General features: G+C 67.6%; 23 protein-coding genes, 1 tRNA gene and 1 riboswitch. Of the genes, 20 read left to right on the forward strand and 4 right to left on the reverse strand.

Annotation, left to right across the window (positions count from 1 at the left end; all coding sequences use genetic code 11):
* Positions 1-12: 12 nt before the first annotated feature.
* The 6 genes from A1351_RS09645 to A1351_RS09670 all read left to right on the forward strand — a co-directional run bounded on the left by A1351_RS09645 (position 13) and on the right by A1351_RS09670 (position 3748).
* Entirely contained in the window at positions 13-471 is a 459-nt protein-coding gene (locus A1351_RS09645) for a M15 family metallopeptidase (RefSeq protein ID WP_064032877.1), read from the forward strand.
* Between the two features lie 59 nt (positions 472-530).
* The gene (locus A1351_RS09650; RefSeq protein ID WP_024878884.1) at positions 531-728 is read left to right on the forward strand and encodes a hypothetical protein; all 198 of its coding nucleotides are present in this window, start codon (positions 531-533) and stop codon (positions 726-728) included.
* Between the two features lie 127 nt (positions 729-855).
* Positions 856-1182, forward strand: coding sequence for a PepSY domain-containing protein (locus A1351_RS09655; protein ID WP_036290211.1), 327 nt, complete (start codon positions 856-858; stop codon positions 1180-1182).
* Positions 1183-1214: 32 nt separating this feature from the next.
* A complete protein-coding gene (locus tag A1351_RS09660) occupies positions 1215-1889 on the forward strand; it encodes a response regulator transcription factor (protein ID WP_024878886.1) in 675 nt (224 codons plus the stop codon).
* 7 nt (positions 1890-1896) lie between these two features.
* Entirely contained in the window at positions 1897-3279 is a 1383-nt protein-coding gene (locus A1351_RS09665; protein ID WP_024878887.1) for a sensor histidine kinase, read from the forward strand.
* A 55-nt stretch (positions 3280-3334) separates the two neighbouring features.
* Positions 3335-3748, forward strand: coding sequence for a lipoprotein (locus A1351_RS09670; protein ID WP_024878888.1), 414 nt, complete (start codon positions 3335-3337; stop codon positions 3746-3748).
* Positions 3749-3873: 125 nt separating this feature from the next.
* Here the strand turns inward: A1351_RS09670 and A1351_RS09675 are convergent.
* Positions 3874-3959 (reverse strand) — tRNA-Leu (locus A1351_RS09675).
* A 140-nt stretch (positions 3960-4099) separates the two neighbouring features.
* On the opposite strand from A1351_RS09675, the gene A1351_RS09680 reads away from it, so the two are divergent.
* Positions 4100-6037 carry a hypothetical protein gene (locus A1351_RS09680; protein WP_064032878.1) on the forward strand — a complete coding sequence of 646 codons (1938 nt, stop codon included), beginning with the start codon at positions 4100-4102 and terminating at the stop codon, positions 6035-6037.
* Positions 6038-6044: 7 nt separating this feature from the next.
* On the opposite strand, the gene gpt is transcribed toward A1351_RS09680, so the two are convergent.
* Together gpt and A1351_RS09690 are read right to left on the reverse strand one after the other, a co-directional pair.
* Positions 6045-6530, reverse strand: a complete 486-nt coding sequence (gpt, locus tag A1351_RS09685) for a xanthine phosphoribosyltransferase (protein WP_024878890.1) — start codon at positions 6528-6530, stop codon at positions 6045-6047.
* 19 nt (positions 6531-6549) lie between these two features.
* Positions 6550-7302 (reverse strand): molybdopterin-binding protein, encoded by a 753-nt coding sequence (locus tag A1351_RS09690; protein ID WP_024878891.1) that lies wholly within the window; start codon positions 7300-7302, stop codon positions 6550-6552.
* A gap of 162 nt (positions 7303-7464) precedes the next feature.
* Here A1351_RS09690 and map point away from each other — a divergent pair, with 162 nt between their 5' ends.
* Positions 7465-8331 (forward strand): type I methionyl aminopeptidase, encoded by an 867-nt coding sequence (map, locus tag A1351_RS09695; RefSeq protein ID WP_024878892.1) that lies wholly within the window; start codon positions 7465-7467, stop codon positions 8329-8331.
* A complete protein-coding gene (gene radC / locus A1351_RS09700; RefSeq protein WP_024878893.1) occupies positions 8328-9068 on the forward strand; it encodes a DNA repair protein RadC in 741 nt (246 codons plus the stop codon). The genes map and radC overlap by 4 nt, the downstream gene beginning before the upstream one ends.
* Before the next feature lie 9 nt (positions 9069-9077).
* On the opposite strand, the gene cobO is transcribed toward radC, so the two are convergent.
* The gene (cobO, locus tag A1351_RS09705; protein WP_024878894.1) at positions 9078-9707 is read right to left on the reverse strand and encodes a cob(I)yrinic acid a,c-diamide adenosyltransferase; all 630 of its coding nucleotides are present in this window, start codon (positions 9705-9707) and stop codon (positions 9078-9080) included.
* A gap of 41 nt (positions 9708-9748) precedes the next feature.
* A riboswitch (cobalamin riboswitch) is annotated at positions 9749-9944 on the forward strand.
* A gap of 30 nt (positions 9945-9974) precedes the next feature.
* Here cobO and A1351_RS09710 point away from each other — a divergent pair.
* From A1351_RS09710 to cobM, 11 genes are read left to right on the forward strand one after another with little or no spacing between them, the layout of a single operon-like run.
* On the forward strand, positions 9975-10160 hold the full coding sequence (locus tag A1351_RS09710) for a CbtB-domain containing protein (RefSeq protein WP_024878895.1): 186 nt from the start codon (positions 9975-9977) through the stop codon (positions 10158-10160).
* A 7-nt stretch (positions 10161-10167) separates the two neighbouring features.
* Positions 10168-10875 (forward strand): CbtA family protein, encoded by a 708-nt coding sequence (locus A1351_RS09715; RefSeq protein WP_064032879.1) that lies wholly within the window; start codon positions 10168-10170, stop codon positions 10873-10875.
* Positions 10872-11906 carry a cobalamin biosynthesis protein CobW gene (gene cobW, locus A1351_RS09720; protein ID WP_064032880.1) on the forward strand — a complete coding sequence of 345 codons (1035 nt, stop codon included), beginning with the start codon at positions 10872-10874 and terminating at the stop codon, positions 11904-11906. Before A1351_RS09715 ends, cobW begins: the two co-directional genes overlap by 4 nt.
* 9 nt (positions 11907-11915) lie before the next feature.
* Positions 11916-15239 carry a cobaltochelatase subunit CobN gene (gene cobN / locus A1351_RS09725; protein WP_064032881.1) on the forward strand — a complete coding sequence of 1108 codons (3324 nt, stop codon included), beginning with the start codon at positions 11916-11918 and terminating at the stop codon, positions 15237-15239.
* Positions 15236-16522, forward strand: a complete 1287-nt coding sequence (cobG, locus tag A1351_RS09730) for a precorrin-3B synthase (protein ID WP_024878899.1) — start codon at positions 15236-15238, stop codon at positions 16520-16522. Before cobN ends, cobG begins: the two co-directional genes overlap by 4 nt.
* Complete coding sequence (locus A1351_RS09735) at positions 16522-17154, forward strand: precorrin-8X methylmutase (protein ID WP_064032882.1); 633 nt, start codon at positions 16522-16524, stop codon at positions 17152-17154. The genes cobG and A1351_RS09735 overlap by 1 nt, the downstream gene beginning before the upstream one ends.
* Positions 17151-17924, forward strand: a complete 774-nt coding sequence (locus A1351_RS09740) for a precorrin-2 C(20)-methyltransferase (RefSeq protein WP_064032883.1) — start codon at positions 17151-17153, stop codon at positions 17922-17924. Before A1351_RS09735 ends, A1351_RS09740 begins: the two co-directional genes overlap by 4 nt.
* Positions 17921-18673, forward strand: a complete 753-nt coding sequence (gene cobJ / locus A1351_RS09745) for a precorrin-3B C(17)-methyltransferase (protein WP_064032884.1) — start codon at positions 17921-17923, stop codon at positions 18671-18673. Before A1351_RS09740 ends, cobJ begins: the two co-directional genes overlap by 4 nt.
* Positions 18670-19878: a bifunctional cobalt-precorrin-7 (C(5))-methyltransferase/cobalt-precorrin-6B (C(15))-methyltransferase gene (locus A1351_RS09750; protein WP_064032885.1), complete on the forward strand. Its 1209-nt coding sequence runs from the start codon at positions 18670-18672 to the stop codon at positions 19876-19878. The genes cobJ and A1351_RS09750 overlap by 4 nt, the downstream gene beginning before the upstream one ends.
* Positions 19857-20417, forward strand: coding sequence for a cobalamin biosynthesis protein (locus A1351_RS09755; protein WP_083967260.1), 561 nt, complete (start codon positions 19857-19859; stop codon positions 20415-20417). Before A1351_RS09750 ends, A1351_RS09755 begins: the two co-directional genes overlap by 22 nt.
* A complete protein-coding gene (gene cobM / locus A1351_RS09760; protein WP_064032886.1) occupies positions 20414-21181 on the forward strand; it encodes a precorrin-4 C(11)-methyltransferase in 768 nt (255 codons plus the stop codon). The genes A1351_RS09755 and cobM overlap by 4 nt, the downstream gene beginning before the upstream one ends.
* Positions 21182-21228 lie beyond the last annotated feature (47 nt).

Here is a 21228-nt window from a genome sequence, read left to right on the forward strand (position 1 = left end):
AAGGACATCGATATGATCGATAAGAAAGCGCCGGCGCGCTCCGCGCCGCGCGCCGGCTTTGTGCTGGACGAAGCTTGCGAGGCGAAGCTCGTCGGCGTGCATCCCGATCTCGTGCGCGTGGTGCGCGGCGCGGCGGCGCGCTGTGAGCAGAGATTCGTGGTCTTCGAAGGCGTGCGGACAATCGCGCGCGAGCGCGCGCTCATCGCGCGCGGCGCGTCGGCGCTGAAGAATCCCTTCCGCTGCCGGCATGTGCCGACGCAGGACCAGCAGCATGGGCTCGTCGGACATGCGGTCGATCTCGTTCCGCTCATCGAGGGACGGCCGCAATGGTCGTGGCCGCACATTTATCCGATCGCGCGCGCGATGAAGGCGGCGGCGCAGGCGGAGCATGTGACGATCGAATGGGGCGGCGATTGGCGTACGGTGAGGGACGGTCCGCATTATCAGCTGCCCTTCGCCCTCTATCCGTGATCGCCGCGCATCGATATCCGCGCCGGGCGGTCTCCTGGCGAAACGAAAGGATGACGACTATGGGTTTTTCGCTTTCTTCCGCTTACGCGTGGCTCCGTTCGCGAGTCGTGGAGCCTTCGACCTGGGCCGGGACCGGCGTGGTGGCCGCGATCGTGCATTCGGTCGCGCCCGGCGCGCTGGGCGACGGCGTGCTGGCGACGGGGGCGGCGCTCGGCGGGCTGATCGCGATCGTCGCGCCCGAAAAAGCGTCGGATTGACGGGTGGGCGGCGTCGGAGAGGTTCGACGCCGCCCCGCTCACTCCGTTTCGGGCGTTCACATTCGTTTGTGGCGTTCACTTGGCGTTCAGCAGGCGCATCGCATAGATTTTGTGGGGAAAAGCGAGAATGCGTCGGATCGTGTCGAAAATTTTGGCGTTCATCGTCGCCGCGCCGCAGGCCGCATCTGCGATGGCCGCGGATCGGCCGGCGCTGCAATGCCTGCCGATCGCCGAGACCCGCCAGCTCATCTCGGATCGGCGGCTCGGCGATCCTTTCGCGCTGATGCAGGCCGCGAGCGTCGCCGCCCATGCCGAGCCGATCAATGCGCGGCTCTGCCGCGAGCAAGAGGAGCTCGTCTATGAGATCAGCCTGCTGCGCCGTGACGGGCGGGTGGTGCGGATTTATCTCGACGCGGCGACCGGCCAGCCCCATGCTGGCCATAAAGAACATTAAAAGACGATTCGTCTGGGTGACGGAGGCGGGGCTTGCGGCTTCTGGTCGTGGAGGATGACAAGGATTTGAACCGGCAGCTCGTCTCTGCGCTGGAGCAGGCGGGCTATGCGGTCGATCGCGCCTTCGATGGCGAGGAGGGGCATTTTCTCGGCGACACCGAGCCCTATGACGCTGTCGTGCTCGACATCGGCCTGCCGAAAAAGGACGGCGTGACCGTGCTCGAGGAGTGGCGCGCCGCCGGGCGGATCATGCCGGTTCTGATCCTCACCGCGCGCGACCGATGGAGCGACAAGGTGCAGGGCTTCGACGCCGGCGCCGATGATTATGTGGCCAAGCCCTTCCATATGGAAGAGTTGCTCGCGCGGCTGCGCGCGCTGCTACGCCGCGCCGCCGGCCATGCGACCAGCGAGATCGTCTGCGGCCCGGTGCGGCTCGACACCAAGGCGGGACGCGTCGTCGTCGATGGCGCGGCGGTAAAGCTCACCTCGCATGAATATCGGCTGCTCGCCTATCTGATGCATCATTCCGGGCGCGTCGTGTCGCGTAGCGAGATCGTCGAGCATCTCTACGATCAGGACTTCGACCGCGACTCAAACACGATCGAGGTCTTCGTCGGTCGGCTGCGCAAGAAGCTCGGCGTCGATCTCATCCAGACGGTGCGCGGGCTCGGCTATATGGCGGCGCCGCCCGAGCCGGCGAAGCGCTGAAGACGGGATGCGGCGGCTCGGCTTTCCGGGGCGATCGATCGCGGCGCGGCTGTTCTTCGCCGCCGCGGCGCTCAGCTCCGTCGTGCTGATGATTGCCGGCCTCGCCCTCACCGAATATTATCGCCGCACGGCGGAAGATGTGTTCGAGCAACGGCTCGGCGTCTATCTGCGCGCGATCGTCGCCGATGTTTCGGAGTCCGGCGAGGATGGGCGCAGCGGGCCAGGGCAGCTCGGCGATCCGCAATTCGAGCTGGCGCGCTCCGGCTGGTATTGGCAGATCACCCGCCTCGACGATGAGGCGCATGAGATAAAGGCCTCGCGCTCGCTGTTTGCCGCGAAATTGCCGAAGCTCTCCGATCTGCATGTGCCGGCGGAGACCGGGGGCGTCAGACGCGGCGTCGCGCTGGGGCCGGACGGGCGCTGGCTGCGCATCGTCGAGCGCGTCATCGATGTCGGAGATATCGGCGTCTATCTCGTGCAAGTGGCGGCGACGACGGAGGAGACGGAACATCAGATCGCGCGCTTTCGCTGGTCGCTCATCGTCGCTTTCTCGCTGCTCGCCATTGCGCTGGCGCTCGCCACCGCGGTCCAGGTGAGCGTCGGCCTGCGGCCTTTGAAGCTGCTGCAAAGGGAATTGTCGCTCATTCGCCGCGGCGAGCGCGGACGCATAGAAAGCGCCTATCCGACCGAGGTGGCGCCGCTCGCCGAGGAGCTCAATCTGATGATCTCCGCCAATCGCGACATTGTGGAGCGCTCGCGCACGCAGGTCGGCAATCTCGCCCATGCTTTAAAGACGCCGCTCAGCGTCATCGTCAATGAGGCGGACGCCGCGCCCTCGCCGCTCGCCGCCAAGGTAGGCGAGCAGGCGACGCTGATGCGCGATCAGATCTCCTTCTATCTCGAGCGTGCGCGGGCGGCGGCGCGCGCCGGCGCGATAGGCGCGACGACGGAGGTCGCGCCCGTTGTCGCGGCGCTGCTGCGCACTTTCGGCAAAATCTACAGCGAGCGCGGCGTCGCCTTTTCCGGCGAGGCGGCGGCGGAGCTGCGCTTTCTGGGCGAGCGGCAGGACCTCGAGGAGATCGTCGGCAATCTGCTCGACAATGCGGGCAAATGGGCGGCGAGCGAAGTGCGGCTGTCCGTGGCGCTGGAGAATGCCGAGGCGGGGCGCAGCCGCCTCGTTTTCACCATCGACGATGATGGTCCGGGTCTCGCGGCGGAGTTTCGCGCGCAGGCGACGCGACGCGGCCAGCGCCTCGACGAGACTCGGCCGGGGACAGGGCTCGGCCTTTCCATCGTCGCGCATCTCACCGCCGATTACGGCGGCGCGCTCGCGCTCGACGACAGTCCGCTCGGCGGGCTCCGGGCGCAGGCGCGATTGCCGGGCCTTTGACAGAGTGAGGGCCTTCCGGCAAGAGGAGAGCCGATTGCGCCAGCGGAGAGAAGTCATGTCGAGACAGGCGAATTCGGCGATCGTCAGAATCGCGGCGGCCGTGGGCCTGTGCTGCGTCGCGCTCGCCGTCTCGGGCTGCAATTCTACCGAATCTGCCGCTCCGGCCGCGGCCGTCGTCGTCGCGCCCGAACCTCCCGCGCCGGGCGTCATCGGCGCCGCCATCGGCCGCGAGCTGGACGCCGCCGATCGCGTGACCGCTGTGGCCGCGCAACAGGAGGCGGTCGCCTCCGGTCAGCGCAAGAGCTGGCGCGGAACCCGTGGCGCTTATGGCTTTGTCGAGCCGGGGCCGGAAGCGGCCTTGGGCGGCTGCCGGGATTATACGCATAAGATTTTCATCGACGGCCGTCCGCAGCAGGCCAAGGGCCAGGCTTGCAAGAAGCCGGACGGCGCTTGGCGCGTGACGAGCTGAGAAATCGTCGATCTCCTTCCGCTTTTGATCGATGGGATCGCGCAGAGCGTGCGCGAGCGGGCGAGCCACGCCTCGAGCGCGGCGTCGCTTTGAAAGCTCGCTCCTCGGAGCGATGATGCGAAGCTTGGTGCGGACGGCGGGGATCGAACCCGCATGGGCATGGCCCGAGGGATTTTAAGTCCCTTGCGTCTACCGGTTCCGCCACGTCCGCGATTCGCGCAGTGATAGCGCAGCGCGCAGGCCTCGGCAAACAGAGACCTCAACCTCGGGTTAACCATGAGGACGATAAGTCTTTGCGGTTCGCCCGGAAGCCGCCACGCGCTGCCGGGCCGCGAAGCGCCGGGGAGTCGATTGCTCAGCTCGACCGATCAAGCCTTCCGCCGCGACATAGACGCGCGGCCGTCGCGAATCGCCCTCGGCGCAATCGCGCCGCTCGCCGCTTGTGCGGCGATCTTCCTGCTGTTGCGGCCCTATTACGGGCTCGAGCATGATGCGGTGATCTATATGGGCCGCGGCCTCGCCGATCTCGATCCGCAGGGCGTCGGCCGCGACATCATGTTCCGCTTCGACGGCCAATCGAAATTCAGCGTCTTCTCGCGGCTGGTCGATCTGCTCATTCCCGTTCTCGGCCTCGCCGCGGCGGCCAAGGCGCTCGCTTTGACGGGCTGCGCGCTCTGGTTCGCGGCGCTGGCGGCGCTCGCCTCGCGCCTCGCGGGAGGGGCGGCTCTCTTAGCGCTGCTGCTGCTCGTGGCCGCTTTCGACAGCTCCTATGGGGGATTCGGCGTCTTTCATTTCGCCGAACCTTTCGCGACGCCGCGGCCTTTCGCCGAGGCTTTCGTTCTCGCCGCTCTCGCGGCGCTGCTCGCCGAGCGGCGATGGGTTGCGATCCTCTTTCTGCTGGCGGCGGCGGCCTTTCACCCGATCATCGCCGCGCCGGGCTTTCTGGTCGCGCTGCTCTATGAAGGGATGAGAGATCGCCGCATTCTCATCGCCGCGCTCCTCGGCGGGGCAGGGGCGCTGGTCGCGGCGCTCGCTGGCGCGCCGTTGCTCGGGCGGCTGACCGCGCGCATCGATCCGCAATGGGCGGCGATCATCTCCGTGCGCAGCGATTATATTTTCCTCTCCGACTGGCCGGCGAGCACATGGATCGCAATGCTGCGGCAGGCGTGCACGCTGCTGCTGGCCGCGAGCCTTTCGCCGCCTCCCGTGCGGCGTCTTCTCTTTTGCGTGATCGGCGCGGTCGGCCTCGGACTTTCGGCGAGCTTTCTGCTCGGCGACGTGCTGATGCGCGAGCTGGCGGCGCAGGCGCAGGCCTGGCGCGCGCTCTGGCTCGCCGCCGCTTTCGCGCCGCTGGCGCTCGGCCTCGCCGCGCCGGCGTTGTGGCGGGACGGCGTTCAGGGACGCATCGCGCTCGCGCTTCTCGTGACGAGCTGGATTTTGCGCGCGGCGCCGGAGAGCGCCTTTCTCGCGCTCGTCGCGGCGCTCGCCTGGTGGGACCGCGCGCGCTGGCGCCATATTCCGCTCGGCTTGCTGGAGCGTGCGCTCTTCGCGCTCTGCGGCCTCTGCGCGGTCATCGTGCTCGGCGCGGCGCTGTGGTTCGCGCGGGAGTATGTCCGCGTCGCGCCGAGCGAGGATTCGATCCTGCCATCAGTAATGCGCGCCGGCGAGCCGGCCTTCGTCCCGCTGTTGTTCCTGGCGCTCGCCATTCTGATCGCCGCATGGCGGCCGCGGCCGCTCATCGCCGCGGGCGTTGCGGCTCTCGCCGCGCCGCTGGCGGCCTATTGCTGGATATACGAGCCATTCCCGCTGCGCTCGGCCGACGTCCATCCGCCGGAGCTGGAGGCGATGGTCGCGCCCCGCGAGGGCGAAGTGCTCTGGGTCAACGACAAGCTCGCGCCCTGGGTGTGGCTCGGCCGCGCCAATTGGGCCTCGCGCGTGCAGGGGGCGGGCGTCGTCTTCTCGCGGCCGCTGGCGCTGGAATGGCGCGAGCGCATGGGATTTCTGCGCGATCTCGGCTGGGTGGCCGATAGCGCGCTGAAGCCGCGCACCGATGATGTGATCGATTTTCCGCCCTTCACGCGCGCTTCGCTCGAGCGCCTCTGCGCCCGCCAGGATGCGCCGGCCTATGTGGCGGGGGCAGTCGAATCGCCGGGCGCGCTCGCCGAGGGTCTGGAGGCGCGCTTCTGGCGCGGTCCGCCGCGCTTCTCGCTGCATCTTGCCGGCGGGGCGCCGCATTGGACGCCGATCGAGCATTACGCCATCTTCGATTGCGCCGCCTATCGGCGATAGGCGGCCGTCAGGACGATTCTCTGGCGATCGGCGCCTGAAAGCTGAGGCCGGTGTCCCAGGGGAAAAAAATCCAAGTGTCCTGCGAGACCTCGGTGACGAAAGTGTCGACCAGCGGCCGGCCCTGCGGCTTGGCGTAAACCGTGGCGAAATGCGCGTTGGGCAGCAGGGCGCGCACGACCTTCGCCGTCGCGCCGGTGTCGACGAGATCGTCGACGATCAGCACCTCCTCGCTCGGCAGGGTGAGGATCGTCTCGGAGAGTGGCTTCAGTACGCGGACCTCGCCGCGCTGGGTCTCCTCCTGATAGCTGGCGACGCCGATCGTATCGATGACGCGAATTCCGAGCTCGCGCGCGACGACGCCGGCCGGCACCAGCCCGCCCCGCGTCACCGCGACAATGGCGGAGAAGCCGCCCACCGCCGAAAGCCGCCAGGCGAGCGCGCGCGCATCGCGGTGGAAAGCGTCCCAGGATACCGGAAAGGCTTTGTCTTCCATTTGTGGTGACCTTCTCGCCTCAGAGCGGGGTTCCATTGGCGGTGAGCTCGACGATCAGCTTGCGCACTTTCTGCGTCGCCGCCTCCAGCTCGGCGCCGTCGCGGCTCCGCAGCACGATCTGATTGCGCACGCCGGCGCTGGAGAAGGAGGGATAGGAGCCGACCGTCACCCGCTCATGCTCCTTGGCGATGCGCTCGAGATCGGCCGCGTAGCGTCCTTCTGGAATATTATGGGCGTCGACGGTCGCGACCTGCACCTTCACGCCTTTGACAATGCGTCCCGCTGCGGCGTCCAGCATGGCCTGCATGATGATCGGCACGCCGGCCATGACGATGACATTGCCGATCATGAAGCCCGGCGCCTTGGAAATGGCGTTCTCGATGAGATCCGCGCCTCGAGGAATGCGGGCCATGCGCCGGCGGGCCGGATTGAGGTCCTGCGGGGCGATGCGCTCCAGCAGCATGGCGATGGCGCGCTCGTCCTCGCCGATCGGCACGCCGAAGGCCTTGGCCACCGCATCGGCGGTGATGTCGTCATGGGTGGGGCCGATGCCGCCCGTGGTAAAGACATAGCCGTAACGGGACCGAAGCGTGTTGAGCGCGGCGACGATCTCCTCTTCTATATCGGGCACCACGCGCACCTCGCGCAGGTCCACCCCCAATTCGCCCAGATATTTGGCGATATAATTGGTGTTGAGGTCCTGCGTGCGGCCGGAGAGGATCTCGTCTCCGATCACGAGCACGGCGGCCGTAACGATCTCTTCGCGCTCCATCGGGCCGCTCCTCGAGGTCAGTCTCGCCCAAAGTCTATGCCACCGGCGCCGCCGAGGCCAGCCTCCGAGCCGACTCCCAGCGGCGTCGCGCGCATCTTGCTTTGCGGCGTCAATTTCTTAATTTATAAGCTGAAGCCGGCGACGACCAACAGAGAGTTCAGCATGACATTCGTCGAGTCCCACCTCGCGGGCTCGGGCCGCAAGAGCGGCCAGATCAAGCTTCACGGCCCCGAGGACTTCGAGGGCATGCGTCTCGCCGGCCGGGTGACGGCCGAGGCGCTGGACATGCTCGTCCCGCATGTGAAGCCCGGCGTCACCACCAAGGAGCTGGACGATCTCGTCTTCGACTTCGCCATAGCCAACGGCGCCTATCCGGCCCCGCTCGATTATCGCGGCTACCGCAAATCAATCTGCACCTCGATCAACCATGTGGTCTGCCACGGCATTCCGGACGACAAGCCCCTGCGCGACGGCGATATCGTCAATGTCGACGTGACCTTCATCATCGACGGCTGGCATGGCGACGCCAGCCGCATGTTCGCCGTGGGCGAGGTGCCGCGCCGCGCCCAGCGGCTCATCGACGTGACCTATGAGAGCCTGATGCGCGGCATATCCGTGGTGAAGCCGGGCGCCACCACTGGCGACATAGGCGCGGCGATCCAGCGTTTCGCCGAGGCCGAGCGCTGCTCCGTGGTGCGCGATTTCTGCGGCCATGGGCTCGGCCGGCTGTTCCACGACGAGCCGAATATTCTGCATTACGGCGTCGCCGGGCAGGGCGTGGAGCTCAGACCCGGCATGTTCTTCACCATAGAGCCGATGATCAATCTCGGCCGGCCGCAGGTGAAGATTCTCGGCGACGGCTGGACCGCCGTCACCCGCGACCGCTCGCTCTCGGCTCAGTTCGAGCATTCGCTCGGCGTGACCGAGACGGGGGTGGAAATCTTCACCGCCTCGCCCGCCGGGCTCGACAATCCCAATGGCGCCTCGTCCAGTGGAGCCTCGCCGGACGCGGCCGCCGGCGCCGAATGAGCGAGACGCGCGTCCCTCGGCGCCGACCGGCCGGCGACAAGCCCGCCGACGGTCTGCGCGAGGAGGCGCCGCATTTTCATGGCCATAGGCAGAGGCTGCGCGACCGTTTTCTGGAGGCGGGGGAGGCCGCGCTCGCCGATTACGAGCTTTTGGAGCTGGTGCTTTATCGCGCCATTCCACGGCGCGACGTCAAGCCTCTGGCCAAGGCGCTGATCGCGCGATTCGGCTCTTTCTCCGAGGTGGCGGCGGCGCGGCCGGAGCGGCTGCGCGAGATCGAAGGGCTCGGCGAGGCGGCGATCTGCGAGCTGAAGCTGATGGAGGCGACGGCAAGGCGCCTCGCGCGCAGCAATCTGCAGAAGCGGACCGTGCTCGGCTCCTTCGTCGATGTGATCGACTATTGCCGCACGGCCATGGCCTATGCCGAGCGCGAGGAGTTCCGCATTCTCTTCCTCGACAAGCGCAACGCCTTGATCGCCGATGAGGTTCAGGGCGTCGGCACGGTGGATCACACGCCCGTCTATCCGCGCGAGGTGGTGCGGCGGGCGCTGGAATTGGGCGCTTCCGCGCTGATATTGGCGCATAATCACCCGTCCGGCGATCCGACCCCCTCCACCGCCGACATTCGCATGACGCTGGACATCATCGCCATAGCGCAGCCTTTCGGCATCGCCGTGCATGACCATCTGATCGTCGGGCGGAACGGACATTCGAGCCTGAAAGGGCTGAAATTCATTTGAGGCGCCGCCTCAAAACTCGATTCCGGCCTGCGCCTTCACCCCGGCCTGGAAGTGATGCTTGACCATTGTCATCTCGGTGACGAGATCGGCCGCCGCGATCAGCTCCGGCTTGGCGTTGCGGCCGGTGACGACGATGTGGAGATCGGCGCGCCGCGCCGTCAGCGTCGCGATCACCTCGTCGAGCGGCAGATGCTCATAGCGGAGCGCGATCGACAATTCGTCGAGCACGAGCAGCCGAATCGACTTTGAGGCCATCAGCTCCTTCGCCTTCTCCCAGGCGCGCCGAGCCGCCGCCTCGTCGCGGGCGCGGTCCTGCGTCTCCCAGGTGAAGCCCTCGCCGAGCGTGTGCCAGGCGAGCAGCCCGTCCTCGCCGCCGAGCTTCTCGAGAATGCGGCGCTCGCCCGTGTCCCAGGCGCCCTTGCCGAATTGCACGACGCCCACCGCGAGCCCATGCCCCATCGCCCGCAGAGCGAGGCCGAAGGCCGCGGTAGACTTGCCCTTGCCGGGGCCGGTATGGACCATCAGCAGGCCCTTTTCGGCGATGCTCTTGCCGGCGACCTCGGCGTCCTGCACGGCCTTGCGCTTCTCCATCTTCTCGCGATGGCGGCGGGCGGCGTCTTCTTCCGCGAATTCCGACATGATCAGCGCCTCCTCGCCGTTTGACGGCTCCTTCTCTCCGTCATATGACTGTTCGCGACGGTCCTCCGCAAGGAGGCGAAGAGGGAATGCGGTATGGGGCTCGCCCCTGATCCGCGGCTGCCCCCGCAACTGTGAGCGGCGAGCGCGAGCCCGTGAGGCCACTGGGTGAAAGCCCGGGAAGGCGGCGAGCGCAGCGACCCGCGAGCCAGGAGACCTGCCGTCCAGCGAAACCACGAATGCCGCCGGTGGGGCGGCGAGGAGCCGAGAATGACCACGAAGACCCTTTCCGCCGACGCGATCGTCTCCGCCAGCCGCCTCGAGATCCTGCGCGCCGCGCTGGTCGTCTTCACGCTCGGCGCCGGCCTCGTCTATCTCGCCGGCTTCTCCTACGCGAGCGTCGCGCATAACGCCGCGCATGATTCGCGTCATTCGCTCGGCTTCCCCTGCCACTGACGCAGCGGTGATCCAGCGACTCCTCGCGGTCGGCCTTTTGGCCGGCCTTCTCGCGGGGCTCGCGGTCGCGGCCCTGCAGAATGTCACCACGACTCCGCTGATCCTCGCCGCCGAGGTCTATGAGACCGCGGCCGAGCAGGCTCACGCGGGAGTCGAGGCGCATCAGCACGAGCACGCCGCCGAGCCAGTTTGGGAGCCCGCCCCCGGTCTCCAGCGCACGGCTGCGACCAGCGTCGCCACCGGCGTCACCTCGGTGGGCTACGCCTTCGTGCTGCTCGCCTTGATGCTGCTCTCTGGCGAGACGATCGAGCCCAAGCGCGCCGCGCTCTGGGGGGCCTGCGCCTTCGCCTCCACCGGCCTTGCGACCAGCCTCGGCCTCGCGCCGGAGCTGCCGGGCAGCGCCGCCGGCGATCTCGCCGCGCGCCAATTCTGGTGGATCGGCACGGCGGCTGCAACCGGCGCCGGGCTCTTCGCCGTGCTGCGCGTCGAGCGCCCGCTCGTCAAAGCACTGGGCGTCGTGCTCATTATCGCGCCGCATCTCATCGGCGCGCCGCAGCCGCCGGCGCCAGAGAGCACCGCGCCGGCCGAGCTGGCCGCGCGTTTCGCCGCCGCTTCTCTCGCCATTCACGCGATCACCTGGATTCTGGTCGGCGCGGCCGTCGGCTTCGTCTGGCGGCATCTCCCGACAAAGACCAGCGCAGAGGCTGCGGCGTGAGCACATTCGCCAAAATCCCCGCGACCATCGTCACCGGATTTCTCGGCGCCGGCAAGACGACGCTGATTCGCCATATCCTCGAGACGGCGCGCGGCCGCCGCCTCGCCCTCGTCATCAACGAGTTCGGCGATGTCGGCGTGGACGGCGATATTCTTCGCGCCTGCGGCGTGGAGAATTGTCCTGAGGAGAATATCGTCGAGCTGGCCAATGGGTGCCTCTGCTGCACCGTGGCCGATGATTTCGCGCCGGCGATCGAGGCGCTGCTCGCGCATCCGAACCGGCCGGAGCACATTATCATCGAGACCTCCGGCCTCGCTCTGCCCAAGCCTCTGGTCAAAGCCTTCGAATGGCCGACGATCCGCCCGCATCTCACCGTCGATGGCGTCATCGCCGTGGTGGATGGCCCGGCGGTGGCGGCGGGCCGCTTCGCCGACGATCTCGACGCCATCGCGAAAGAGCGCGCCGAGACCCTCGCGATCGACCACGACAATCCGCTCGAGGAAGTGTTCGAGGATCAGCTGCTCTGCGCGGATCTGATCGTGCTCAACAAAACCGATTTGCTGAGCGCGGAAGAGGAAGCGCAAGTCACGGAGCAGATTCGCGCCACTGCGCCCCGCGCGGTAAAGCTGCTGCGCGCCTGCGAGGGCAGGCTCGACCCCGCCATTCTGCTCGGCCTCGGCGCCGCGGCGGAGGACGATCTCGCCAATCGCCCCTCTCACCATGATACGGAAGAGGGCCACGATCACGACGATTTCGAGAGCTTCATCGTCGAGATCGCCGCCGCGCGCGACCCGGCCGAGCTGATCGAGCGCCTAGCCCGCGTCGCCGAGGCGCATGACGTTCTTCGCATGAAAGGCTTCGTCGAGATCGCCGGCAAGCCGATGCGCCTATTGGTGCAGGGCGTCGGCGCGCGCTTTCGTCATCAGTTCGACCGCCCCTGGCGCGCCGATGAGAATCGCGCCAGCCGCCTCGTCGTCATCGGCGAGAAGGGTCTCGATCGCGCGGGCGTGACGGCCATGCTGACGAGCTGAGGACGCGCCATGCATCTGCTCGCGCGCGATCTCCATGGCCTCGACGACAATGAGGCGGCGGTCGACCTCGGGCAGACTCCTGCGGAGATCGTCTTCCTCTCCTTCTCCGACGCCGAGCTTTCCCTCCTCGCCGAGCTGCAAGAGCAGAACGCCGCGCTCCCATCGCTGCGTTGCGCCTCGCTCGCCAGGCTGAAGCACCCCTATTCGGTCGATCTCTATATCGACAAGGTCGCGCGCTATGCGCGGCTCGTCGTCGTGCGCCTGCTCGGCGGCAAGGATTATTGGGCCTATGGCGTCGATGAGCTCGCGACCGCAGCGCGCATGCGCGGCTTCGCGTTGGCCATCGTTCCGGGCGACATGCACAGTGATGAACGGCTGGAGCGCGCCTCCACGCTTTCTTCCGACGCGCTCGCGCGCATCTGGTCTTTCTTCCGCGACGGCGGCCCGGATAATCTGCGTTCCTTCCTCGGCTACGCCGCGACTCTCGCAGGAACGCCCACGCATTGGCTTGAGAGCGCGCCCGCGCCGCTCGCCGGCCGCTGCGAGCAAGCCTGCCGCACCGCCCTTGGCGCTAACCCTCCCCCTCATGCTGAGGATGAGGGAGCCTCCGGCCAATCGAGCGGCGCACAGGCGGCATCGGCTCCGCGCGCGCTCGTCACCTTCTATCGCTCTGCCTGGCTCGCCGGCGATTTCGCGCCGATCGTCGCGCTCGCCGATGCGCTGCATAAGCGCGGCTTCGCTGTCGAAGCCTATTTCGTCGCCAGCCTCAAGGACGCCGCTTGCGAGACGCTGCTCGCGCAGACGATCGCAGAATTCTGTCCCGATGTGATTCTCAACGCCACCGCCTTCTCCGCGCGCACGGAGGGCGGCTCGGTGCTCGATCGCGCCGACGCGCCTGTTCTCCAAATCGCGCTCGCCACTTCGACGCGCGAAGCCTGGGAGAACTCCAAGCGCGGCGCCAATGGCGCCGATCTCGCGATGAATGTCGTGCTGCCCGAGGTGGACGGCCGCATCTTCGCCGGCGCAGTCTCCTTCAAGGCGCAGACGCGCGCACGCGCCGCCAGCGAGTTCGACGAGATTCGCCATTCGCCCGAGCCTTCGCAGATAGATCATGTCGCGGCGCTCGCGCAGAATTGGGCGCGCCTGCGCCGGCTCGGACATAGCGAGAAGCGCCTCGCGCTGGTGCTCTCCGATTATCCGGCGCGACGCGGACGCGGCGGCTACGCCATAGGCCTCGACACGCCGCGAAGCGTGATCGCAATATGCGATCTGCTGCGCGACGCGGATTACGAAATCGGGTCACTTTATCGTGACGGCGATCTCGTCATGCGCGCGCTGGAGGAAGCCGCGCATTACGCCGAGCTGCCGCTCGCCGAATATCAGCGCCTCTTCGCCACGCTGGCGGACGACTTCACGCGGCAAGTCCTCGCCGCCTGGGGCGCGCCGGAAGAAGATCCGGCGCTCGCGAACGGCGCCTTTCGCTTTTCCTGCATAGAGACCGGCAAGCTCGTCATCGCATTGCAGCCGGATCGCGGAAGCAGAGTGGAACGTCGCGAGACCTATCACGACGCCGAGCTCGCGCCGCGCCACGCCTATATCGCTTTCTATCTGTGGCTGCGCCACAGTCGAAACATAGATGCGATGATTCATCTCGGCACGCATGGCACGCTGGAATGGTTGCCCGGAAAATCGGCGATGCTCGGCCCGTCTTGCGCGCCGCAGGTTTTGCTCGGCGCCACGCCGCTCGTCTATCCGTTCATCGTCAATGATCCGGGCGAGGCCGCGCAAGCCAAGCGCCGCGCCGGCGCGGTGACGATCGGCCATATGACACCGCCGCTCGTCGAAGCGGGACTCGCCGCCGAGGCGGAGGAGATAGAGAGCCTGCTCGACGAATATGCGAGCGCCGCGACACTCGACCCGCGCCGCGCCAAGCTGGTGGCGGAAACGATTCTCGATGTCGCCGAACGCAGCGGCCTCGCGCAGGAATGCGAGGTCACGCGCGACACGGATCGCGCGGAGGCGCTGGCGCGGCTGGATGCCTGGCTCTGCGATGTGAAGGAAATGCGCATCGGCGATGGGCTGCACATATTCGGCAATGGGCCATGCGGCGCGGCCGAATCGAGCGGTTTGCTGCGCGCGCTCGCAGGCCGTTTCGTCGAGCCCGGCCCGGCCGGCGCCCCCTCGCGCGGACGCGCCGACGTTGTGCCGACAGGCCGCAATCTCTTCTGCATCGATCCGCGCCATGTTCCGACGCGCACCGCCCATGATATCGGCGTCCGCGCGGCGCGCGAGGTGATGATGCGTCATGCGCAAGAGCATGGCGAATGGCCGCGCAATATCGTGCTCGATCTCTGGGGCAGCGCGACCATCCGCACCGGCGGCGAGGATTTCGCGCAAGCGCTAGCGCTGATGGGCGTCGCGCCGCTCTGGGACAACGCCAGCGCGCGCGTCTGTGGCTTCGAGATATTGCCGCTCGCGAGCCGCGATTTTCCGCGCGTGGACGTCACGCTGCATATATCGGGGCTCTTTCGCGACATGTTCCCCGGCCTCATCGCGCTCTTCCACGACGCTGTCGCGGCCGTCGCCGCGCTCGATGAGGACGACGAGTCCAATCCGCTCGCCGCCGCGCGCCGTGACGGCCGCGCGCTTGAGCGCGTCTTCGGCGCCGCGCAGGGAAGCTATGGCCTCGGCCTTTCCGAGGCCATCGCGCGCGGCGACACGCGCGATGCATTGGGCCAGGCCTTTCTCGCGGCCGGCGGCCATGCCGTCTCGCGCAATGGCGAGAGCGCGCCGGCGCGCGAGGCTTTCGGCGAGCGCGTCGGCGTCGCCGATGCTCTGCTGCATGTGCAGGATATGGCGGAGACGGATGTGCTCACCGGCGCCGCCTTCGCGGAATTCGAAGGCGGATTTTCCGCCGCCAACGCCGCGCTCGGCGGCTCCGCGCAGATCACGCATATCGACGCGACGCGCCCCGCAGCATTGAAGCTGCGCTCGCTCGAGCAAGAGATCGCGCGCGTCATTCGCGGTCGCGCGGCCAATTCACGCTGGCTCGAGGGGCAGATGCGCCATGGCCATCGCGGCGCGGCGGAAATCGCCGAGACGCTCGACAATCTCTTCGCTTTCGCCGCGACGACGCCGCATGTGCGTGACGCGCAATGGGATCTCGTCTTCGATTCGACGCTCGGCGCGCCGAATGTTCGCGATTTTCTGCTCGCCGCCAATCCGCGCGCGGCGGCGGCCATTCGCGACATGTTCCAGCGCGCCATCGCGCGCGGCTTCTGGCGCACGCGGCGCAACAGCGTCGCCGCGGCGCTCGAAGGGCTTTCGCTATGACCGCCGCGCCCAAAATCCAAGGCTGGTGCCCCGGCGCGCTGCGGCCGATGCAGAGCGGTGACGGCCTTCTCTTGCGCGCGAAAACGACGCATCCGCGTCTTTCGGCGCAGCAGGCGCGCGAGATCGCATCGATCGCGCGGGATTGCGGCAATGGCCTCATCGATCTCTCGCAGCGCGCGCAACTGCAATTGCGCGGCGTGAGCGAAGAGAAGCTCGAGCAGGCGCAACGGCGCCTCGCCGCGCTCGGCCTGCTCGCGGACGACGCGGCGACAGAGAGCCTGCTCAACTTCCTCGTCTCGCCTTTCGCCGATGCGCAGGCGAGCGCCCTCGTCGCAGGTCTCGCACAATCGCTCGTGAAGGACGCTTCTCTGCTGGCGCTTCCTGGAAAATTCGGCTTTCTCGTCGATGACGGCGGCGCGCTCGGCCTTTCCGGCTCGGCGATGGACATTCGCCTCGAGGCGCATGGCGACAATGTCGCCATCATCGCCGATGGCGCGCGCGCGCATGCTTTTCTCGCGACGCCGGAAACGGCGAGCGATGTGGCGCTGACGCTGGCGCGCGCCTTTCTCGCCTTGCGCGCAGGCCGCGAATTCGAATTGCGTCGCATGCGCAATGTCGTCGCCACCTTCGGCCTCGAGGCGCTGGCCGAGGCGGCGGCTCTCACGCCGACGCCGTATAAATCGCTCTGTCGCGCCGCCTCCGCCGCAGAGATTTTCGGAGCGCGGCTGTCTCGTGACGGCGGCGAAAGAGGAGAGGGGGCTTTTGCCGGCATAGGCGCGTCCTCGGGACGATGGCGCGCGGATGATCTCGATGCGCTCGCGGCGCTGGCCGAAGTCCATGGCCTGAACGAATTGCGCCTCACGCCCTGGCGCGCGCTGCTGCTGCCCTGCGCCGATCTCGAGGCGGCGCAATATATCATCGAGGTCGCGGCTTGCCGCGGCTTCGTCATTGCGGCGGATGATCCGCGCCTCGCCGTCATCGCCTGTCCCGGCGCGCCGGAATGCCCACAGGCGCATGCGCCGACGCGCGATCTCGCCGAAATTCTCGCCCCTCTCGCGGCGCGGCTTGCGTCCGAGGGCGCGACGCTGCACATATCGGGCTGCGCCAAGGGCTGCGCCTCTCCCGCTGCGGCAAAGGTCGCGCTGGTGGCGACGCCGCGAGGATTCGATCTCATCGACAATGGACGCGCGAGCGATGCGCCGACATTGCATGGCCTCGGCGTGAACGAGATAGAAGACGCAATGAGCGCGCGCATCATGCGCGCCACAAGCAGGGAGCCATAATGTCCGGCGCATTGACCTACATACGCGACGGCGCCGCGATCTACGACCGCTCCTTCGCCATTATTCGCGCAGAGGCGCGGCTCGAGCGTTTCTCGCGCGAGGAGGAGCGCGTCGCCGTGCGCATAATCCATGCTTGCGGAATGGTGGAGATCGCCGACGATATCGTCTTTTCGCCCGACTTCGCGGAGGCGGCGAGCGCCGCGCTGCGCAATGGCGCGCCCATTTTCTGCGACGCCAATATGGTCGCTCACGGCGTCACCCGCGCGCGCCTTCCCGCGAATAATGAGGTGATCTGCACCCTCGCCGATCCGCGCACGCGCGCGCTCGCCGAAGAAATGAAGACGACGCGCAGCGCAGCGGCGATGGAGCTGTGGCGGGGGAATCTCTCTGGCGCCGTCGTCGCCATCGGCAATGCGCCGACCTCGCTGTTCCGACTGCTGGAGATGCTCGACGAAGGCGTAGCCCCGCCCGCTGCGATCATCGCAATGCCGGTCGGTTTCGTCGGCGCGGCGGAATCCAAAGAGGCCGCGCTCGCCGACGGGCGCGTTCCGACGGCGATCGTGCGCGGACGCAAGGGCGGCAGCGCCATGGCCGCCGCGGCGATCAATGCGCTGGCGAGCGACAAAGAATGAATATCGTCGATCCGAATCTGCGCGCCGACGAGGGCGCGCGCATTACGCTGGGCGCGCTGCTCGGGGTCGGCCTCGGCCCCGGCGATCCCGAGCTGATGACGCTGAAAGCCGCGCGTCTGGTGAGCGAAGCGAAAATCGTCGCCTATTTTTCCAAGCGCGGAAAGCCGAGCCATGCGCGCGCCATCGCCGCGCGCTTCATCGCGAAGGATTGCGAGGAAATCGCGCTCGCCTATCCGCTGACGACAGAGATTCCTTTCGATCACCCCGACTATGTGGCGGCGCTCGCCGCCTTCTATGAGGAGAGCGCGGAGCGCCTCGCATTGCATCTTTCGCTCGGCCGCGATGTCGCGCTGCTCTGCGAGGGCGATCCGATGCTCTACGGCTCCTTCATGCATTTGCAGACGCGCTTGTCGTCGCGCTTTCGCGTGGAGGTCTGCGCGGGCGTCTCCGGCATGTCGGGCTGCTTCGCTTCGGCGCGTCAGCCGATGACATGGGGCGACGATGTGCTGACCGTCATTCCCGCGACTCTGCCACGCGAGGGTCTGGTGCAGCGACTCGTCGCGACCGACGCCGCTGTGGTGATGAAGCTCGGCGGCAATCTCGGCAAGCTGCGCCTCGCGCTCGAGGATGCGAAGCTCATCGATCGCGCCATCTATGTCGAGCGCGGCACGATGGCGGAGGAGAAGATCATGCGCTTGGCCGAGAAGCGCGACGATGACGCGCCATATTTCGCGCTCGTCCTCGTGCCCGGCGCCGGACGTCGGCCGTGACGGGAAAGCTCTTCGTCATCGGCCTCGGTCCGGGCGATGCGCGTTTTCTCACCGCGGAAGCGCAGCAGGCGTTGAGCGCCGCGCAATATGTCATCGGCTATGCGCCCTATGTCGCGCGCGTTCCCGTCACGCCCGGCCAGACGCGCCTTTCGAGCGACAATCGCGTCGAGATCGCGCGCGCGGAAGACGCGCTGCGCCTCGCCGCGAGCGGAAGCGACGTGGCTGTCGTGTCGGGCGGCGATCCCGGCATTTTCGCAATGGCGGCGGCGGTGCTGGAGGCGATCGACAATGGCGAGCCGGCGTGGCGCGAATTGGACATAGAAATTCTGCCGGGAATTTCCGCCATGCAGGCGGCGGCGGCGCGGCTCGGCGCGCCGCTCGGCCATGATTTCTGCGTGATCTCGCTCTCCGACAATCTCAAGCCCTGGGAGACGATCGCAAATCGTCTCGAGCTGGCGGCGCGCGCCGATTTCGTCATGGCTTTTTACAATCCCGCCTCGCGCGTGCGGCCGCAGCGCATTCACGATACATTCGCGCTGCTGCGCCGCGTTTTGCCGGAAGATCGCATCGTGGTCTTCGCGAAATCGGTCGGCCGCGCGGAGGAGAATATCATCATCGCCACGCTGGGCGACGCCGATCCGAGCGTCGTCGACATGTCGACTTTGGTGCTCATCGGCGCGAGCGGCACCAAGCTCGTCTCGCGCGAGAATGCGCTGCCCTTCGTCTACACGTCGCGGAAGGCGATATGAGCGCGGGGCGCTGGCTTTCGCTCATCGGCATAGGCGAGGATGGCGTCGAGGCGCTGACGCCGGCCGCGCGCGCGCTCATCGCCGACGCCTCACTCATCATCGGCGGCGCGCGTCATCTCGAGCTGATTGGCCCGCAGAAAGCGGAGATTCTGCGCTGGCCCTCGCCGCTCTCCGCGGCAATGGCGACAATCCTTTCGCATCGCGGCGCGCCGACAGTGGTGTTGGCGAGCGGCGATCCTTTCTTCTTCGGCGTCGGCGATATGATCGCGCGCAATGTGGCGGTGGAGGAGATTTTCTGCCTTCCCGCGCCGTCCTCCTTTTCTCTCGCCGCCGCTCGGCTGAAGTGGAGCCAGCAGGATTGCGCAACGCTGTCGCTGCATGGCCGCGCCTTCGAGCGCGTGACGCCGCATCTGCAGCCTTCGCGCCGATTGCTCATTCTGTCATGGGACGAGACGACGCCCGCGCGCCTCGCGGCGCATCTGACCGCGCTCGGCATGGGCGAGTCGCGCATCCATGTGCTCGAGCATATGGGCGGCGCCGAGGAGCGCATTCGCAGCGCGCGCGCGGAGGCGTTTTCGCTCACCGACATTGCGCCGCTCAACACGATCGGCGTCGAAGTGATCGCAGGACATGGCGCGCGCATTCTGCCGCTGACGCCGGGCCTGCCGGATGATTGGTTCGAGCATGACGGGCAGATCACCAAACGCGACATTCGCGCTGTGACGCTCGCCGCGCTCGCGCCGCGGCGGGGCGAATGCTTGTGGGACATAGGCGCGGGCTCCGGCTCCATCGCCATCGAATGGATGCTCGCCGATCCCGCCAATCGCGCCATTGCGATCGAGCAGAATGCGACGCGCGCGGCGCGCATCGCGCGTAATGCGGCTGCGCTCGGCGTTCCCGATCTCGTGATCGTGGAAGGAGCGGCGCCGCAAGCGCTCGCGGGATTGTCGACGCCGGATGCGATCTTCATCGGCGGAGGCGGGGAAGCGGAGATCATAGAGGCGGCGTGGAATGCGCTGCCCTTGCGCGGATGCATCGTCGCCAATGCGGTGACGATAGAGACGCAGGCGCTGCTGATCGACGCTTTTGCGCGCATGGGCGGCGAGCTGGTGAGCATTGCTATCGCAAAAACGCGCCCGATCGGCTCTTATCACGCGCTGGAGCCGGCGCTACCGGCGCTGCAATGGCGCGCGGTGAAGAGTTGAGCGCGCGCTACGCGATCGGCATAGGCGCGCGCAGCGGCGTGGATGCGCAAGAGGCGGTCGCGTTGATCCAAAAAGTTTGCGAATCCTATGTGCGCGATCCTTCTCCCGCTCGCGGGAGAAGGTGGGCCTCGCGTGAGCGAGGGTCGGATGAGGGCTCGCCGTCGCGCCGGCGTCTCGGCGCGGACCCTCATCCGACCTCGCTTCGCGAGGCCACCTTCTCCCACGAGTGGGAGAAGGAGTGGGGCGGCGAGATTGCGCTTTTCACCATCGAGTCGAAGCGCGGCGAGAAAGGACTTCATGACGCGGCGCGACTGCTGAATCTGCCGCTGGTCTTTCTTCCGCTCGATACGCTGCTCGCGCGCAAGGGCGAGCTTCTCACCCGCTCGCCGCGCGTGGAGGCGCTCACCGGCGTCGGCAGCGTGGCGGAGGCGGCAGCGCTGGTCGGGGCAGGGGCGGGGAGCCGTCTGCTCGGGCCGCGCCTCGCCAGCGCCGGCCTCACCTGCGCGATCGCGCGAAATGCGCTAGAGGAAGCGCCATGACCATATATTTCATCGGCGCCGGTCCGGGCGCAGCCGATCTGCTGACTCTGCGCGGCCGCGACCTTCTCGCGCGCTGCCCGGTCTGCCTCTATGCCGGCTCGCTGGTCGCGCCGGAAATCCTCGCCCATTGCCCGCCGGACGCGCGCATCGTCGACACGGCGCCGCTGTCGCTCGACGCGATTATCGCGGAGATGCAGAAGGCGACGGCGGTCGGGCAAGATGTCGCGCGGCTGCATTCGGGCGATCTCTCCATTTGGAGCGCCGTGGGCGAGCAGACGCGGCGGCTCGACGCGCTCGGGATCGCTTACACGATCACGCCGGGCGTGCCGGCCTTCGCCGCCGCCAGCGCCGCGCTGAGGCGCGAGCTGACCTTGCCGGAAGTGGCGCAATCGGTGGTGCTGACGCGCACCTCGGGCCGCGCCTCGGCCATGCCGGAGACGGAGACTTTGGCCGCCTTCGCCGCCGCGCGCGCGACAATGGCCATTCATCTCTCCATCCATTCGCTGGAGCGCGTCGTCGCCGAGCTCACGCCCTTTTACGGCGCGGACTGTCCCATAGCGCTGGTCTATCGCGCCTCCTGGCCCGATGAGCGCATCGTGCGGGGCACGCTCGCGACCATTGAAGCGCTGGCCGGCGCCGCGCCAATGGAGCGCACCGCGCTCATACTCGTCGGCGAGGCGCTGGCGGCGGAGGATTTCCGCGAGAGCGCGCTCTATGACGCGGGCTATGACCGCCGCTTCCGGCCTACGGGAGCCGGACGCTGACCGCGCCCGGAATTCTGATCGCCGCCGTTCGCTCCGGCGCGGGCAAG

The sequence above is a fragment of the Methylosinus sp. R-45379 genome, from assembly GCF_001644125.1.
GTDB lineage: Bacteria > Pseudomonadota > Alphaproteobacteria > Rhizobiales > Beijerinckiaceae > Methylosinus.